This window comes from Porphyromonas sp. COT-108 OH1349 (assembly GCF_000768755.1).
Classification (GTDB): Bacteria; Bacteroidota; Bacteroidia; order Bacteroidales; family Porphyromonadaceae; genus Porphyromonas_A; species Porphyromonas_A canoris.
The window spans coordinates 1-17,070 of the sequence record NZ_JRAH01000031.1 but is presented as its reverse complement, the minus strand read 5'-3'; the positions used below and the strand labels follow the sequence as shown (position 1 = coordinate 17,070).

Sequence of the window (17,070 nt, the reverse complement as noted above, 5' to 3'; positions counted from 1 at the left end):
CTCTCCCTGATTACTTACAGACAGACAATCAAATTGTTTATAGCTCCTTCTTATTTCTTTTCAGTCCCTCCGTTTTTCGGAGTTTCCTTCTTATTGTTATCTCCCTCCTTCTTTTCCTCGTCATCTATCTTATTGGCGGAGAAAAATTGTAAGGCAGCCTTTGCCATTTTTTCAGAAGATTCTATCGCCCTGTCTCGACCGGAAGATGCACTCTTGGTACCCTCATTAAGTATCTCCTTGAGTTGGTCTAAGCCGGTTATATTGTCAAAGATTGGAGGCTTTTTGTTTACTAAAGCAGTTAGTAGATCTGCTGCCGTAACCGGAGTTGCAGCGGCTGCCTCTTGTAAGTTGAGAGGAGTTATACCCTTTGTCGTTTTACCTGCCAAGTAATCTGTAGAGTTAAGACCTTTATGATCAATCTCCATCTTATCAATTGGAGAATCTTGCCAGTTCCAGAAACGAGTAAGGTCAATCTTTTCGCTCACATTTGTTTCTCCTAACACCGCTTCACCTATCATACCACTTGTCGGTAGAGATATTGTAGTTGTTGGTGCACGGAAATTATTGCTATGGTATCGGCATATTGCATCCTGCATTTCTGCGGCAGTACAGCCCAGTAGTTTTGCCAAGCTTTGAGGATATGTAAAAGGCAATAGCATACAGTTGCCATAGAACCCAAGAAGCTTTTTAACATTAACACAGTTGAGCAGTGGAATGTTGACATTGTTTCTATTGGAATTTCTTATATCCTCTTCTTCCGTTTGAACATTCGCATTCACGATAGCCTCTTCAAAGTCCATCTTTATGGTGTACTGTTCCAACATCATTGCTCTTTCGTCATCAGAAAGACCCCTCCAAACTATTTGAGAGTAACGTAGAGTTTCCGATGCCAGATATTGCAGTAAGGCTTCCATCTGTTGAAACTCAGTACGACGCAACGTATGGGAACTTGTCGAAACGCCCACATAAACATCTCCTTCTAATGATGAGTTGGATAGTACAAGTTGGAATTTCACCGGTTTGTCGATCAGCTCAATTTCCGGATAGCCGAGACTATTCATTTCTCTTGATGATATCCACACATTGGGAGATATGTATGCCTCAGGCAAGACATTTCTGTAGTACTCAATTTTTCTAAGATCACCCGAAGTATTGTCGGTATCCTTCATCGAGTCCCAATATTTGTCCATCATACTCTTATATTCCTCATCTGCGTAGACGCCGGAAGCTGCCTTTGCTTTAGGATTCTTATACAATGTATAATGCAAAGGTTCGCAAGAGTAGCGGATAGTTACATGTGAGATATCTTCATCAATAACTCCAATGGGGAGATTAAAGGAAAGTATCGCCCTTTTCTTTGGGTATTTTCCATTAGAAGTGTTTGAATTTCTGATATCCCTTATCGCCCGTTTCAGGTCATTGCTTGTTTCATATTCGCTTCCTAACCGGACTCTTTCATAACTTACCGTTCCGGCGACTGTTCCCTTGCCATTCTTCAGAACAAGATAAGCCTTAATATCATCACATGAAAGGAATATACCTTGTATTGAGAATGAAAAGTGAGATGGTTGACCACCTGTCTTTTCCATTGTCCATTGTGGTAAGGCTGCATATTTCTGAATGAGGTTTACTCCTGCCCAATGCTTATAAGGCAAGTAGTATTTCAGAGAGTTTGCATACTTCAATACTGTGGCATAACGCCTCGCGAAAGCTGCGCTATTAAAACTTTCGATACTGCCTGCCGGATAAATCAAACTTTCTCCTGAAGGCAGGAATCTGATCAATTTAAGAGGAACAAATAGCACCAAGTCGACGCTATCAATACATGTTTCCAAACGGTAGCGACGCATAACCTCCCAATATTGGATAGTCATTGCATGAGAATGGTTGTGGTTCGCCACGATCTTGGTTGCAACAGAATCGGAGACATCGTTCGTCGCGGTAGTGATACTTATACGCTTCGACTGAGACAACCTTGCTGAGGCACTCTTGATATTGTGTTGAAAACTATTGGCTGCGGCTGATGCTTCTCTGTAAAAGTTAGATTGGCTTGAAGAGAGAGAGCTTCGACCTTTCGTTTTTGAGAAACCTCCGGATAGTCCTAAAGTTGCACTGACATAAGGAGCAAAACCTCCGGCGATACCACCGCCTCCACCAAAGCTGTTCGTCCAAGTACTATAGCTGTAATTAGAATTGGATCTGGACATCTGGTCAATCGCCTGATTAAAAATTGCGGAAGTATCGTCCTCTTGAGAAAGAGCATAGCGTGAGCGTGTTGCATCCGCTCCCTCTGCTACATCTGTAATACTGTATCTCTGTTTATTCTCTCGTACAATGATGCGTTGTTCCTCTCCCGGAGCAAGGATCAAAGAGTACAAAAGAGTACCAAGAGCAAAGCCATCCGGTACCCATGCTTGATGCATATTGAGTGTATAACCCATGCCGAGCGTGGACATTTGTGGATAGTTATAAGGATCCTTGTACATCTGTTCCTTAAATGCCTCTACATCTACAGGTCTGTTCAGTGTTACTCGCGCGTTCTTGCCGGCACCTTTAGGTATGGGGAATATATCGGGCTCTTTCAGGCGCTGTAGCATCCTATAAGTAAATATCCTTGACGGAGCTGTGTCCGTAGGTAGCTTTATAACGTCTCCTCCTTCACCCATCAGCTTGACGCTTGGTAACGCTCGAGGCATATCCATACGTCTGTTTTCAAATATCTCTTGAATGACAGTGAATCCGTCACTCTTGACCTGCTCTACTCCTATGGAGGTGGCAGTCAACTGAGCATTCAGTTTGGAAGCAGATGCCATAAACCGGTCGAAAGTGCTCTTTAGGTCGTTTGTGCCAAAGCGTTCCAACAGCTCCTTTTTCTTTTCACTATACCTTTGCCTCAACTCCTCTCGTTCACTCTTCAGCCCTTTAGTCTCTCCTTTGCCTTCTAAAGTCTCGTTTATCTTCTGCAGAGCTTCCTCCAATATCCGCTTGGCTCTATCGGTTGTTTCCGGGTTACTTATTTTTGCTTCGATGCTTGCCTTCTTTCTCTCCAGGAATCGGATCCTCTCGGATAAGCTGTCTGCACTGTCTCCGATGGCATCGACAGCAAGAAACTCTTTGAGTATCTGCTGTTCCGGAACAGAATCGATAAAATCCGATGCCGTTGTCAAGAACTTCTGCCGTTTATTTCCATCGGAAATGGTTATTGTGATAGCCTCCTTGAGGCTATACCGGTCGGGCATTGATATTATAAACCTACCATTGCCGTCTGTATAGCATCGAGGTTTTTTATTGACTTCTGTCTTATCTTGGTCCGGACTTACAATACCATCTATCTCGACTAATACTCCCGGCAGACATCTCTTATTTTCATCCGGTTCGTCCGCCTTTTTTATAAACACGGTACCGCTTGCTGTCCGAGGTAAAGGCAAGGTGTATTCGACATTGTCCAGAAAACCCAACACCTCATTTATAATCTCGTATATAGATTCGAGCTCTGCACTCGCATCATCTTCAGAAGAAAAATCATCCTTGAACAAGTACACCGGAGGCACTCCATCTGCCTCTATCTGAGCGGGAACTCCAATGAGAAGAGAGCTTATATTCTCCCAAGAATTTATCTTCGCTCTATGGGAGCGTAATATCTCAGTTACTTCCGGACGAAGAGAAGCAATCTTTCCGGATATGTTGCTATGAGGAGTCTCTTTTATACCTTCTTCAAACTCTTTCCTTTTTGATATACAGAATGAAGCCAGACTTGGAGAATATTTCAATAACATTGCCGCATTGGCAATCATTTTCTCAAGCTCCTCTTTTTCCACGAGGGAGAAATCTACTTGAGAGGCATTGATATTGGTGAGAATCGGGTAGGCTTTTTCTGCATCTACCTTCGCCAAATCTTCCACATTACGTACTCCCGCTTGGACCAGAAGATACGCCATGTCTGTCGTCATACCTTCCACTCTCCATAGATCTGCCTGCTTTATCCAGCTGGTAACAAGTTTGAGATCCACTCCAAGTCTCGATGCCATGGAAACTCTCTTTTCATGAGAGCGACCTCTAACCAGAAGTGTGGCAATATCATACACATTGAGCTTATCCCTCAACTTTGCTTGCATCACACGGCTAATCCCCTTGATGGGAATAAGAGAGGAACTCGGCTTATTTTCTTTTTGATCTAAAAACTTCAGAGTCTTGAGAACATTCTCCAAAGTAAAGTATGCGCTTAGGGGACAATTCGGTGTCTGTTCGCCATCTCCTTCAAAATATCCTTTTGCTATCAACAGCTCCGCTCTGGACAAATTCTCTTCACTCTTTTTGTTCAGAACCAACTTTTTTAGAATATCAAAACTAAGAGGAACGCGCCACTCCGGCTCATTGACTTTCTGTTCACAGATTTTACGTATTTTGCCGTACAAATGGCATTGCTCATCCATTTTACTCTTTCGATCAGGCATAATATGACAGTTTTTATGTTAAACGTATATCAGATTTCAATCACGCTCACACACCCTTTATAATCGTGTGTGAATAGTTTTGGGTTAAATAAGAAAACGCCTCTAAAGCGTATTCAATCGTTTTTATACACTTTTTGGAGAAGGTCTGAATACCAACCTTAATCCGATGCCTGATGCAATGTAGACCTTTTTGTTTTAACTTGCAAGAAAAAATAGGGGAATTAACATTTTCCTCCCCTTATTTTTAGATTAAATAGCATCCTTGACTTGATGCGTAACGACAGGATTCTTAATACTCTATTGGTGTCTCCGCTGCTTATTTCGGATGAAGTGATACTATCAAACTACCCTTTTCGAGCCGGAAACTCAATGCCGAAACGGTCTCAAGAACCAAACTGAATGTTCCCGATTGGGAGCGATCTTTTGCAGATTTGCACGCAGAACAGCCCGGAAGTAAATGGCAGGTAAATGACTCGTTATAAAAAAGCATCGATACCGGAGTATCAATGCTTTTTGTTGTTATTGGTTTTTCTTAGTGCCGCTACGCCAAAGCCCTATCAGGATCGAGATGGCAAAGATGCCGAGAATGATCATTAGGGCAAATTTTAGAAGTGCGCTGGAAATGACGATAATTCCTTTTGCTATTGTAAACACAAGGACAAACAGTCCGATGACCAAAAGGGTTCCAAGTAATTTCTTTAATATATTCATCTTTCTTTCGTATGTGTACAATATAAAGATACGAAAAATAGGGGAGGATTCCAAGTTTAATCCCCGATGAGAGTGCTTCCCATTTATGGTAGGCGGCATATTTTACTCTTTTCTTTTTTGTCTACGGAAACAGGATGGAAACTCTTTTCCTTTTCGGGAGTGAACCGGTAAATGCTCTGAACGGCTCTGCTTTTTCCTCTAAACACGTTCGTATTTTCCATTATTCAGGTTCGGAGGTGCAAATCAAGGCTCGAAGCGTGCAAATCGAGATGCGAATGGTGCAAATCAAGCCTTGATTTTCAGAGAACAAGCTGTGCTTTTCAACTCTAAACGGGTTTAGATTCGCTCTTAAAGCGGTTAAGAAACAGTTCCGAATAGCTATAATCCGGTTTTTAGATATGCCTATGGGAAGAGGGGATAAGATTTCGTCCCCTGACAGAGCTTCTTCAAGAGATCTGCATCGTAGCTTCCGGTATGGCTTCTGCTTGTTCCACTTCCGGGAGAGACAGCATCATCTCGCAAGCTTTGGTGGGAGAGATGCCTTTGTCGAAGGTTACGATGAACCACCTGTGCAGCCCTTCTTGCCGACTTCTCTCTTCATGTTTCCCTGACGGAGGGAATAGCCGTTCCACCCGTGTTGCTTTTATTTCTTTCAGTACGGAGGTCAGACGAGCAGGCAGACTGCTCATGGAGATCTCTCCGGAGTCGTTCATCTTGATGTTTTGCAGTGCGGCTTCGGACACATATATATGTATCCTTCCTTGCACGAATGCCTCTGCCCGAAGTGTGATGGAGGTGTCTGTTGCTGTTTCGGATGTTTCTGTCATGCTGTTTTTCAGGGATGTTTTACTGTTTTTGCAGGAGACCGGCAGCATCATTACCGGCAGAACCATTGCAAGCACCGTTCCCAATGTGCGGCGGCTAAGGCTCGTTTCTTTTGTCTTGTCTCTTTTCATCTTGTGAAGTGTACGGATCCGGATGCAATTTAGCGACTTTCTTTGAAAAGCACTAAAGGTTTCGTAAAAAAGCACTAAAGGTTTTGGAGAAAAGCACTAAAGGTTTCGGAGAAAAGCACTAAAGGTTTTGGAGAAAAGCACTAAAGGTTTCGTAAAAAAGCACTAAAGGTTTTGGAGAAAATCTATCATTTAGGTATAAGTAATTGGCTATCAACAGTCGAATGAGTCATGAAATGCAGTAGGTAATGATTTAGCGACCTATCTTCTGCAATAATNGCAATAATATACAATGCTTTGTGTAACTCAAATAACCTACCTCAAAGGTAATACTATCTACGGAGAAAGACGAAACTTTCTCCGTTTTTCTTTTCTGACGGCTCTCTATTCAGACAGCTGATTCTATTTTTTTTTATCTTATTGCTCATTGTTGTGGCAGTCTTACTTGTGAAGACTGCCTTTCATTTTTTTCACTCTGTCCTATACGTTGTTCTACTCCACTTTCTACTCTATGTATTCGCTTCGGGGTCGGTCTTCGTTCTCTTCGGCAAAGGTAGTTTCGGCGTCTGACGGCCAAAAAGGTCAAGCGGCAAGCCGTTAGGGCAACAATCTCCACACTTCATTCTTCAGGTAGTATTCTTGCCCTAAACCTTGTTGTCCTTGCCCCCTACCTTTTTATCGCCTTGAAACGAAAACGACCGACCCGACGGAAATACGCAAAAAAAATGTCGGAAACGCGAGGACAGAGAAAAAGAAAAATGGAAACTCAACTCCCTCACCTCAAGAATCCGCATAAAATCAAAAAACAGACAAGATGAAACTGAGATACAAAACCCTGATTTGGGGAACACTTGCCCTCATCGGCTCATCCCTCTTGGGCGGAAGCCTTTGGCTTTGGCTTGCAGGACTATGGCTGGGGAAATACATAGTTCGGCTACTCTTTGCCATCACACTGGCAATTGTGGTCTACATACTGACCTACCTATTCATTATCGGGGGAATATTTTGGTTGCTTATCTCATAAACATTTATCCATATGAAAAGAAGAAGTAAAACTATCGCACAGCAATGCAGATACTACGAAGTGGACAACATTTTCGAGTATATGGTATCGGTTTACCTCAATGGGAATATATCCGCCTTTAGGGAACTATATATCCTCTATCTCTTCTCAGAAGTTGAACCTATTCATATCCAAGAAATCATTTTAGCAACCATCTAAAAATAGGGACAATGGAAGCATTCAGATTTTACCAAGATAGGAAGGTTACTTGTTGGGAGCGCACCCACTTTGAAGTAACAGCAGAGAATTACGAGGAAGCCGTTGCTATTGTCAAGTCGTGGCAGGGAGAGGATGTACTTTGTTTTGAAGACAACGAGAAAGTCATCATTATGGACGACGAGACCTTATATGAAACCTCCGAAAGCCTATCCGTAAAGGAAAATGGAGGGAAACCTACTATCGAGGTCTTTGCGGACAATGGAGAAGACATCATCAATAATACAACCCTATAACACCAAACGAATATGAGAACGGCAATAAGAACATACGAGGTATATAACCTCCACGAACTGACAAGAGAGGCACAAGCAAAGGCACACAGCCATTGGGCGGAACATTTTAACTATGGTTGGGACGAAGAAAACCGAAAGACATTGCAAGCCTTTGAACAGATATTCAATATCAAGGTGGACAGATGGTCATACGATAATTATTCCTATTGGTATCGTTTCACTTCTCATTACAGCGAGGAAGAAGATAATTTGAAAGGGGTTAGACTACTGAAATACCTTGTCAATAACCATTGGAACGACTTGTATATACCCAAAACCATTTGGGGGCACAATTACAAGAGAAAGCGTAAAAGTCGTGTATTTGTTACCAATGATTGCGTATTGACGGGCTATTGTATGGACTATGAGATATTGAAGCCCATATACGACTTTTTGAAAGCCCCCGATGATACCACCCTATACGAACTTATGGACAGGTGCTTGAATGGATTTTTCAAGGCTTGCAGGGACGATATGGAATACCAACTCAGCGAGGAAGCCTTTGCAGAGAGTTGCGAAGCCAACAACTACGAATTTCTATCCAACGGAACATTATTCAATTGATTAAAAAGACAAAAACAATGAAAGGTACAGAANGCCTTTGCAGAGAGTTGCGAAGCCAACAACTACGAATTTCTATCCAACGGAACATTATTCAATTGATTAAAAAGACAAAAACAATGAAAGGTACAGAATTATACCTACTCATTGCTGGCTTTTCGGTTTCCGCCATTAGAGTCTATCTCTATTCTCTGTTCCAGTTACTCTCATAGGAGAGTTTATTTTCTTTCGAGTTTGAAAACGATAAGAGAGCTGAAATATCAGACACCGTGTTGCTGCTTGAGACCAACCTGTATTAACAGTGTAAGAATTCATTGTTCTAGTCGAACTCGAATGTTTAGCGATCAAATTTTCTATCTTAAATCCCACGTTCCACTGCTTATTGAGAGTAGTATAGTAAACCCCTATATCGGATGTGAGACGTCCGCTTATCCAACGAGTTTGCATAATCCAAGGAGTTGCCAAATTGATGTTTATATTAGCTTGCCAGCTTGGAGATATCGTAAACATGTTGTGTACAGAAGCATATCCTTGTAAAATACTCTTTTGAACATATCCATTAGGGATATACATATATTGCATACCTCCATTCAGTGAGACATGCCAAAAAGGGAATAAATTCCCATTATATCCCCCAACAAGCCTTATTTCATGCCTTGTATCCATATTTTCATTAGTCAAATATATAGTATTATCTTTCGTGAAAAAATTCTCTTCTATAACGTGCTGATGCAATTGATAATCAGTCGCAATTGAAAAATTTGATGTGGTATAGGATAAGGTAAATTGGTCTGTTTGCTGTGTCTTCAAGAAAGGATTCCCTACAAAGTAAAGGAAATCATTGATTTTAACCTTGTAGTTGCTTAACAAGTCAAATGAGGGACGAAGTAGATAGCGAGAGTAGAAGAATGAAAGGTCGTTAAGATCATCAGTTGTATAGCTTACCGACAATGATGGTAGCCAATTTGTATAACCCTGTGAAACATTTTTATCTTTGCTGTGCAGATAAGTGTGCTCAGCGCGCACACCTCCTGACACAAATAATTTATCCCAAGATTTTGATAGTGATATAAATGCAGCACCAAGTAACTCTTGATAACGATAATATTCCTTAGCATCGTTCGTATTCCCTGTCCTATGTTCATAATTATTCGTTCTTAACGCTAGGTTTGACTCGACCCCAGCACTTAAGGCTAGCCCCTCATCAAACTCAGCATCCCATTCACTCTTAAAAAAGAAAAGTTTATTAGAAGCCTTGCTAATTCCTTCCTCTTTTCTCAATTGACTTTCATTTTGAAATTTAGTATCAATCAACGTTATCTCTTTATCTCCATAAAAGAGATATGCCATTGATGTTTGTGACTTTTTCTTCTGATGCCCTTTTGATTTCCACAGGTGGGAAAGTATGATAGACCCTAAATGTGATTTCTTATCTTGTAAAGATTGCGTGTAATAATGTATATACTTGTCCGTTCGATTGGACTGTTTGAATTCGTTATTTTGAGGTTTTTTGTCTCGAAATATGACATCTCCTTCAACTTCAGCTAATAATTGATGTTGACCTAAAGTAGCACTTATTCCAAGTATTCCTACACACGAATTGTTTATAGAGTTCTTCCCTTCGGTAAATCGATTAATTATTTCTGAACTATTCAATATCTGGTAGGAAGATTGGTGATTTATTCCCGTAAAAGTGCCATTTTGACTTGAGAACCTCGAATACAATTGCCACTTATCCGTACCATACATAAGGGAAATATTCCCATCTTGCATTAAAGCTGTAGTTGGAGAACTGTCAAGAGGTTTTCCTGTAAGCGACAAAACATTCTTTGCAGAAGAAGTGAATCCTCGTTGTTTTTTTCGTGATATGTTCACGATCCCACCAGCTGCCTCTCCCGATATTGAGGCATCTCTGCCGAATTGCACTTCAATCTTTTTGATATCCTCAGCACTCATCAGAGATAATAACTCGTGAGCATTCATTCTTTTGACACCATCAATGTGTATCTCGGCAGGTTTCCCATCAATTAAGACCTGACTACCTACCACTTGAATGCGAGGAGTTCGAGATAGAACATCATAAGTAGTATATGCTGCCAGAGCATTGCCTAATCCTACGGCTTGTACTTGAAGCGTCATTTTACCTTTTTCTGCTCTAATTGGCTTAGCTCGAACAACGACTTCTTCCAATTCTTTTGTTTGGGACATCAATACTTTTCGCTCTATTTGAGACAAACTGTCATTTAGTGTAAAATCTTCTTTATAGATCACATTACCAAAGAAACTTGCCACAATTCTATAGCTACGATTCTTTTCGACATTGAAGAGTACTTCTCCCAAACGATTGGAGTAAGTATATGTAATAGGAGTTATAGAGTCGTTGCGGTCAAAAAGCAAAGTAGTTACATATTGAACAGTTTGAGAAGTTAGACTATCCACGTATACTATCCTTATTGTCGAAACATTTCCTCTATTCTGAGAATGTGCAGTTGCTCCAATATTCATTAGCATGAGAATAACGCAACATATAATCAAACCATTTTTCATAAATCTTTAGTTGTTATATTATTAAAAACGCTCAATAATACGCTTCCATACGAAAATCGCCCACTCTCTGGAACAAGAAGAAGAATTTTTGCTCCTCGCTTTATTTCTTTAGTTTTTATCAATTCATCCAATGCCACATAAATAGCTGCCGAACCTATATTTCCAACTGAAGTGAGGTTTGTAAACCACTTTTCTTTCGTTAGAGCAATCCCTCGATTAGAAAGCTCATCATTAAGTTTCTCGTAAAAGAACATTGAAGAGACATGAGGTATCACATAGTCTATTTCTTCCGCCTTCACATTGTGCTTGGCAAGTACTGCTTCTATATGATCTACCCAATACTTGATAATGTGTACTTTTAACTGACGAATATCTTGTTTACCCACAAGGACTCCACGCTCTTTAATCTCTTCAGGAGTATATTCTTTCCAGCTCTTCAAACGTCCATCGGATTGTAATTCCGAAGCCATAAACATACACGTTGGTAGTTCATTAGCGTATGAGGTCATCTCAATCCATTCGATTTCGAGAGAGGGGTCTCCTTTAGGAGCGTCTTCTACTAATACAGCCCCGGCACCATCAGACAACATAAACCTCATAAAATCCTTTTCAAAAGCCATATAGGGGTCTTTATCCGGATTAGCATGTGTTGCTTCATATTCGGGGTCATAGAATTTTGCAACCAATGCCGGTGAGGTTAATTCCGAAGCAACGCATACAGCCTTTTGATGCAAGCCTGCAAGAATATTACTGTAACAAATCTTCAGTGCTTGTAGGGAAGTGAGACATACACCTGCTGAGGAAAATATCTCCATCGGGAAGTTCCCTAGCTCTCCATGCACCATAGAGGCATGGGAGGGCAGAAGTTGATCGGGAGTACTCGTACCACAGGCTAAAAGGGTAACATCGGTTGGTACAACTCTATCTGCAAATAAATCCACCACAGCTTCTTTTGCAAGCTGTGCATTGGAGTGAGTTATCTTATGCTCCTTATCCAAGCCATAATACCGAGTTTTAATTCCATTCTGTCTGAGGACAATGGAGCGAACTCTTGAGGGTTTTCCCCCAATCATCCCTATATAATCTTCCATTTCATCGTTGGATATTGGCTTATTGGGTAAATAAGAAGCAATCCGATTAATGTACACCTTCTTTTCCATCGCTCAATGTTTTTATAATTTATACTCTTGGTAGATAAATTCCCATAACCTCTGTAACTCTTCAATAGAGAGGCGGTCAACTAGAGCTCCTTTGTAGGACAGTCCTAAATAAAGAGTCAGAAATACCGTAATAATTTGACCATTATCAATGTCCTCCCTAATCTCTCTTTTCTTTTTTGCCAATTCTACAACTTCATTCCATGTCTTAACCTCCTGCTCTTCATACTCCTGTATCTTTTCTTGCCATGATGAATAATGCTCCTTGAGATACAGGACAAAACTCATAAAACTGGCTGCTGTAACCGAAGCTCCCAGAGTATCTGAAAAATGGAGCATTCGTTCACTAATTATCTTGGTACAATGAGCTAAAAAATCTTTCAAGGGCGTTTTCGACTCCGGAGATTCAATGAAACTCTCTCCTTCTCGAAAAAAACTAAATACAAAACGATCAGCCACCTGATTGAAGATATCTTCTTTTCCTTTGAAGTGATGAAACATCCCTCCTCGTGAAATATTCGTTGCTTTGACCAAATCTGCAAAGCTGACTGCATCATATCCCTTAGACAAAAAGAGCCTGAAAGCTTCCTTCAATATAATTTCTTTGTTATTTGTTCGTGCCATTACTTTAGATACAAACAGAACGTTCATTCTCCATCTCTGGATGCAATATTATAAAAGAATATTGGATTCGCCAAATTTTGAAATGTTTTTTTTCTTTTGAAGCCACTTCTATCCATATCGACGCCACAAGTACGCACTTGTTTTACACCTGTAACACACTCTTTATCTATGGTTTACTTTTGTCCGTGCACCGCTGTTGGTGTCATTAGATAGATTGTAATATGGACGAAAAAATCAAAGACCAAGAAGTCCTTTTGGTAAAGGATCAGAAGGATCAGAGCCTCCGAGCTGTTGCCAGAGCAGATGAGAAAGGCGGAGTGAAAACCGTTCCGCCCACCGCCGAGCATGAACAGAGCTTCCTGAGGTTCGACAAGCACAGCAATGCGCTGGAGAACTTCCTTTCCAATTTCATGCGACAGTTCAAGAACCCCACACAATTCCACTTCTTCAAAGTGCCTTTTGAGAGTGCCGTTGCCAGCGCACGTGTGCTCTCGGAGATGCTCAAAGCACCGGATGTCCCCTCCAATAAGGAGATGCTGGACTCCGCCCGTATCAATCCTGCGGACTATTCAGGGGAGCAGAAACAGCCTTTCCAAGGCATTGACCCCGATAAGGTGAAGTGGGAGCAGTTCGAGCAGATGGACGTGAGCCGTGAGAGTCTGGAAAAGGGGAAGCATCTTGAAGAGTTGCTTCAATACCGCAAAACTCCACTTATTCCCATCAGCATTAAAATCGGGGAAGTCTCCGTTTATACCGATGCCCGTCTTTCTCTGAAAGCCTCAGGAGACGGGACATTCATTCCCGTTGTCCATGCCATCCGCAAAGAGCCTCAATTGGAGCGTGAGTTCTTTGGGCATACCTTCACTGAAGAGGATAAGAAAGCCCTGAAAGAAACGGGCAATCTCGGTCGTATCGTGGAACTGACCTTCCCCGGCAAGAACGAACCGACCCGCAGTTTCGTGAGCATCGACCGCCTGACCAACGACATCATCGCCCTGAGTGCCGACCGGGTACGCATCCCCGATGAAATCAAAGGCGTGAAGCTGACCGATGAGCAGAAAAAGGAACTGTCGGAAGGCAGAAGCATTTATGTGGAGGGTATGACCTCCAAAACGGGCAAGCACTTCAATGCCAACCTTCAATTCAATGCCGACAAGCGGTCGATTGAATTTCGTTTCGGTATGTCCAAGCAGGAACAAGGTCAAAGACAAGCCCTCAAAGGGCAGGAACAGTCAGAGCAGAAAGAATTGCGTGTTCCCCAAAAGATGCTGGGACGGGACATCTCTTCGGAAGAGCAAGCGAAGCTCAAAGCAGGTCAGACGGTCTATATGACCGGGCTTATCGACAAGAAAGGAGAGCCTTTCAATGCCTATGTGCGTCCGAACTTCGAGAAGAACAAGTTCAACTTTCTCAAATGGAACCCCGACAAGTCCCAAGCCAAAGAGATTACTCCCGACAATGCTTCCCGCACGCAGGTCGCTGTCAATTCCGAAGGCAAGACCAACGAGGCTACCAATCAAACAGGGACAGACAGAGCCTACCACAGGGCAGGAACAAAAGCAAGAAGAGAAAAAACGTTCCAAGGGAATGAAAATGTAATCCGCCACCACTAATATCCAAAAAGCAAGAACAAATGAAAGTCATCGTAGCAGAAAAACCGAGCGTAGCTCGTGAAATTGCCCGTATCGTTCGGGCAACCAACAAGAAAGAGGGTTATATTGAAGGAGGCGACTATGCCGTCACGTGGGCACTGGGACATCTGATAATGGCAGCCATGCCCGAAGCCTACGGCATCAAGGGGTTCCACAAAGAGAACCTGCCGATTCTTCCTCCCGTCTTCACCCTTATTCCCCGTCAAATCAAGGAGGGAAAACGCTATAAAACAGACTCTGCTGCCGTCGCCCAACTCAAAGTCATCGAAAAACTCTTCCGGGAATGCGAGGGCATTATCGTAGCCACCGACGCAGGGCGTGAGGGTGAGTTGATCTTTAGGTTCATTTACGAATACTTGGGTATCCCCCGTCCGTTCGATCGGCTGTGGATTAGTTCCTTGACAGATAAAGCAATCAAAGAGGGATTCGCCCATCTACAAAGTGGTGCAGCGTATGATAATCTCTATTATGCCGCCCGTGCTCGCAGCGAAGCTGACTGGTTAGTGGGCATCAATGCCACCCAAGCTATATCCATTGCCGCCGGGCATGGCACCTACTCCTTGGGCAGGGTTCAGACTCCGACTCTCTGTATGGTCTGCTCCCGTTTCTTGGAGAACAAGAAGTTCGAGCCACAGCCATTCTGGCAACTCAGCCTTGCTGTAAAGGAGGGAGATGAGAGCTTCCGCTTCTCCTCCGCTGACCGCTGGTTCGATAAGGCAGAAGCCACCGCTCTGTATGAGAAACTCCGAAATGCTTCTGTAGCTACCGTGGAAACGATTGTGCGCAAGGAGACGAAACAGGAGCCACCGCTTCTGTATGACTTGACCACCTTACAGAAAGAGGCGAACAGCCGGTTCGGCTATTCGGCAGAACAGACCCTTTCTTTGGCGCAGAAACTCTACGAAAAGGCATACATCTCCTATCCTCGCACGGGTAGCCGATATATTCCCGAAGATGTCTTTGCCGAAATTCCCGCTTTGATTGCCTTTTTGCACGACCATCCCGTTTGGGGCATTCATGCCCGCCGACTGACCGACCTCAATACGCATTCTGTGGACGGCAAGAAAGTGACCGACCACCATGCCCTGCTCATCACGGGCAAGAAGCCGATAGACATGTTTGGAGACGAGGCGGTCATTTACGATATGATAGCCGGACGTATGCTTGAAGCCTTTTCCGCCCGTTGCGTGAAATATGTCAGTACGGTTACTGCCATCTGTGAAGGTGTGAAGTTCATCCTCAAAGGTGAAATCATCAAGGAAGAGGGTTGGCGTGCCATCCTCAAAAACAGCAGGAAAAAAGANTACGGTTACTGCCATCTGTGAAGGTGTGAAGTTCATCCTCAAAGGTGAAATCATCAAGGAAGAGGGTTGGCGTGCCATCCTCAAAAACAGCAGGAAAAAAGATAAGGAGCAGTTAGAAGCTGAAGAACGAGAAAGTCGAGAAAATGGGGAAGGCATCATCATCCCCGAATGGGAGGAAGGCGAGCAAATCCCGCTCTGTGCCTGTTCGCTGGCACAAGGGACGACCAAGCCCAAGCCCCTGCATACGGAAAGTTCGCTGTTGGCAGCTATGGAGACGGCAGGGAAGGAGTTGGAGGACGAGGAACTGCGTGCGCAACTCAAAGATTGCGGTATCGGGACGCCTGCTACCCGTGCCGCCATCATCGAAACCCTCTTTGCACGCGAGTACATGGTACGCCAAAAGAAGTCGCTTGTTCCCACGGAGAAAGGACTTGCCGTCTATTCCATCGTTAGGGAAATGAAAATCGGTAATGCCGAAATGACCGGACAATGGGAAGCGGACTTGGCGAGAATCGAACGGGGAGAGTTGAAAGAGCAAGAGTTTCGCAAGGGCATCGAAAGCTATGCCACACANGAAATGACCGGACAATGGGAAGCGGACTTGGCGAGAATCGAACGGGGAGAGTTGAAAGAGCAAGAGTTTCGCAAGGGCATCGAAAGCTATGCCACACAGATTACCGACGAACTGCTCTCCTCCAAAATCCTCTTCCCCAAGAAACAGAGCGACATCCATTGTCCCAAATGCGGTAAAGGCTCATTGGTTTTCNGGCTTCGCTCTCTTTGGACGGAGAGTTCAAGACGGTCTTCATCTTCCCCGAGCATAAGAAACCGAGCAAATCCCGAAGGTAACTCCCCGTAATTTGCTAATTTTGCCACTGAATGATGCGGTCATAAACAATCCTGTTGTTTTTACTGCGGATTTTAGTGGTGCCATTCGATTTTCCTATTACGAGCTATCTCTGCTCTCCTTTCTTCGGGAAAGTCATCCCGAAAAAGCCGGTGATATTTCTTTTATCAAAGAGCGTGCGGCAGCTGCTTCCGAAGCCTATGCCGAAGCCTTCGATGCCGGACTTCCCATAACCGAATGTATCGGTATCGCCAACAAGACACTCTATGCGGGTTTGCACTTTTCCCACCACGATACCATCTCCTCTGTTCTTTGGAACGAGTTCTCTGCTGAAGTGCCGCTTGAAGCGGTCAGGGAGACTGCTATCCGCCTGCGCCCGCTCTTAGAAAGCATCTTCGCCAAGTATCCGATTTCGGACGAGTTTGCCTATATGCCCGAATACAACTCCCTCTATACGGAGATTACGGGTTTTGTTCAACTAAAACTCGAAGAGGATGGCAAGCTATAACAAGAAGGAGCATCTAAGGGCAAACATAGAAGCCATCAAGACGGTCTTTGCCCTGCATCGGGAACAGCGCACGGCGACACCCGAAGAGCGTACGATATTGGAAGCCTATACGGGCTTCGGGGCTTTGAAGTGTATCCTCTCTCCTGCCAACACGATGGAGGACATCGCCCGATGGAACAAGTCGGAGCTGGAGCTTTT

Annotated in this window: 12 protein-coding genes and 3 pseudogenes; 9 read left to right on the top strand and 6 right to left on the bottom strand. The window is 43.3% G+C overall.

All coding sequences use genetic code 11. From position 1 onward, the window contains the following. Positions 1–50 precede the first annotated feature (50 nt). From JT26_RS06705 to JT26_RS06695, 3 genes are all read right to left on the bottom strand, one after another. Positions 51–4,454, bottom strand: coding sequence for a DUF4332 domain-containing protein (locus JT26_RS06705; protein ID WP_036848481.1), 4,404 nt, complete (start codon positions 4,452–4,454; stop codon positions 51–53). A gap of 519 nt (positions 4,455–4,973) precedes the next feature. Then, positions 4,974–5,165 (bottom strand): hypothetical protein, encoded by a 192-nt coding sequence (locus tag JT26_RS06700; RefSeq protein WP_036791333.1) that lies wholly within the window; start codon positions 5,163–5,165, stop codon positions 4,974–4,976. Positions 5,166–5,611: 446 nt separating this feature from the next. Then, positions 5,612–6,121 (bottom strand): subtilase family N-terminal domain-containing protein, encoded by a 510-nt coding sequence (locus JT26_RS06695; protein ID WP_036848013.1) that lies wholly within the window; start codon positions 6,119–6,121, stop codon positions 5,612–5,614. Between the two features lie 811 nt (positions 6,122–6,932). Here JT26_RS06695 and JT26_RS06690 point away from each other — a divergent pair. The 4 genes from JT26_RS06690 to JT26_RS06675 are packed head-to-tail and all read left to right on the top strand — an operon-like array spanning position 6,933 to position 8,236. Beyond that, positions 6,933–7,142 carry a hypothetical protein gene (locus JT26_RS06690; protein ID WP_036848010.1) on the top strand — a complete coding sequence of 70 codons (210 nt, stop codon included), beginning with the start codon at positions 6,933–6,935 and terminating at the stop codon, positions 7,140–7,142. 12 nt (positions 7,143–7,154) lie between these two features. Further along, the gene (locus tag JT26_RS06685; RefSeq protein WP_036848007.1) at positions 7,155–7,340 is read left to right on the top strand and encodes a hypothetical protein; all 186 of its coding nucleotides are present in this window, start codon (positions 7,155–7,157) and stop codon (positions 7,338–7,340) included. 11 nt (positions 7,341–7,351) lie between these two features. Next, positions 7,352–7,633 carry a hypothetical protein gene (locus JT26_RS06680; protein WP_004584360.1) on the top strand — a complete coding sequence of 94 codons (282 nt, stop codon included), beginning with the start codon at positions 7,352–7,354 and terminating at the stop codon, positions 7,631–7,633. 12 nt (positions 7,634–7,645) lie between these two features. Further along, positions 7,646–8,236, top strand: a complete 591-nt coding sequence (locus JT26_RS06675) for a hypothetical protein (RefSeq protein ID WP_036848003.1) — start codon at positions 7,646–7,648, stop codon at positions 8,234–8,236. 168 nt (positions 8,237–8,404) lie between these two features. Here the strand turns inward: JT26_RS06675 and JT26_RS06670 are convergent, their stop codons facing one another. From JT26_RS06670 to JT26_RS06660, 3 genes are read right to left on the bottom strand one after another with little or no spacing between them, the layout of a single operon-like run. Next, a complete protein-coding gene (locus tag JT26_RS06670) occupies positions 8,405–10,780 on the bottom strand; it encodes an outer membrane beta-barrel family protein (protein WP_036848000.1) in 2,376 nt (791 codons plus the stop codon). Further along, the gene (locus tag JT26_RS06665) at positions 10,777–11,940 is read right to left on the bottom strand and encodes a beta-ketoacyl-ACP synthase III (RefSeq protein ID WP_036847997.1); all 1,164 of its coding nucleotides are present in this window, start codon (positions 11,938–11,940) and stop codon (positions 10,777–10,779) included. The genes JT26_RS06670 and JT26_RS06665 overlap by 4 nt, the downstream gene beginning before the upstream one ends. Before the next feature lie 12 nt (positions 11,941–11,952). Next, a complete protein-coding gene (locus tag JT26_RS06660; protein ID WP_036848478.1) occupies positions 11,953–12,561 on the bottom strand; it encodes a TetR/AcrR family transcriptional regulator in 609 nt (202 codons plus the stop codon). A gap of 221 nt (positions 12,562–12,782) precedes the next feature. On the opposite strand from JT26_RS06660, the pseudogene JT26_RS06655 reads away from it, so the two are divergent. The 5 genes and pseudogenes from JT26_RS06655 to JT26_RS06640 form a co-directional block, all read left to right on the top strand. Further along, positions 12,783–14,160: pseudogene (locus JT26_RS06655) on the top strand (DUF3945 domain-containing protein). A 34-nt stretch (positions 14,161–14,194) separates the two neighbouring features. Then, positions 14,195–15,523, top strand: a pseudogene (locus JT26_RS06650) (DNA topoisomerase); the annotation flags it as partial. Between the two features lie 133 nt (positions 15,524–15,656). Beyond that, positions 15,657–16,366: pseudogene (locus JT26_RS10220) on the top strand (DNA topoisomerase); the annotation flags it as partial. A 41-nt stretch (positions 16,367–16,407) separates the two neighbouring features. Beyond that, positions 16,408–16,872 (top strand): DUF1896 family protein, encoded by a 465-nt coding sequence (locus JT26_RS06645; RefSeq protein WP_052110465.1) that lies wholly within the window; start codon positions 16,408–16,410, stop codon positions 16,870–16,872. Next, positions 16,859–17,070: hypothetical protein (locus JT26_RS06640; protein WP_036847995.1), on the top strand; the 212-nt coding region annotated here is incomplete at its 3' end. The genes JT26_RS06645 and JT26_RS06640, both read left to right, overlap by 14 nt.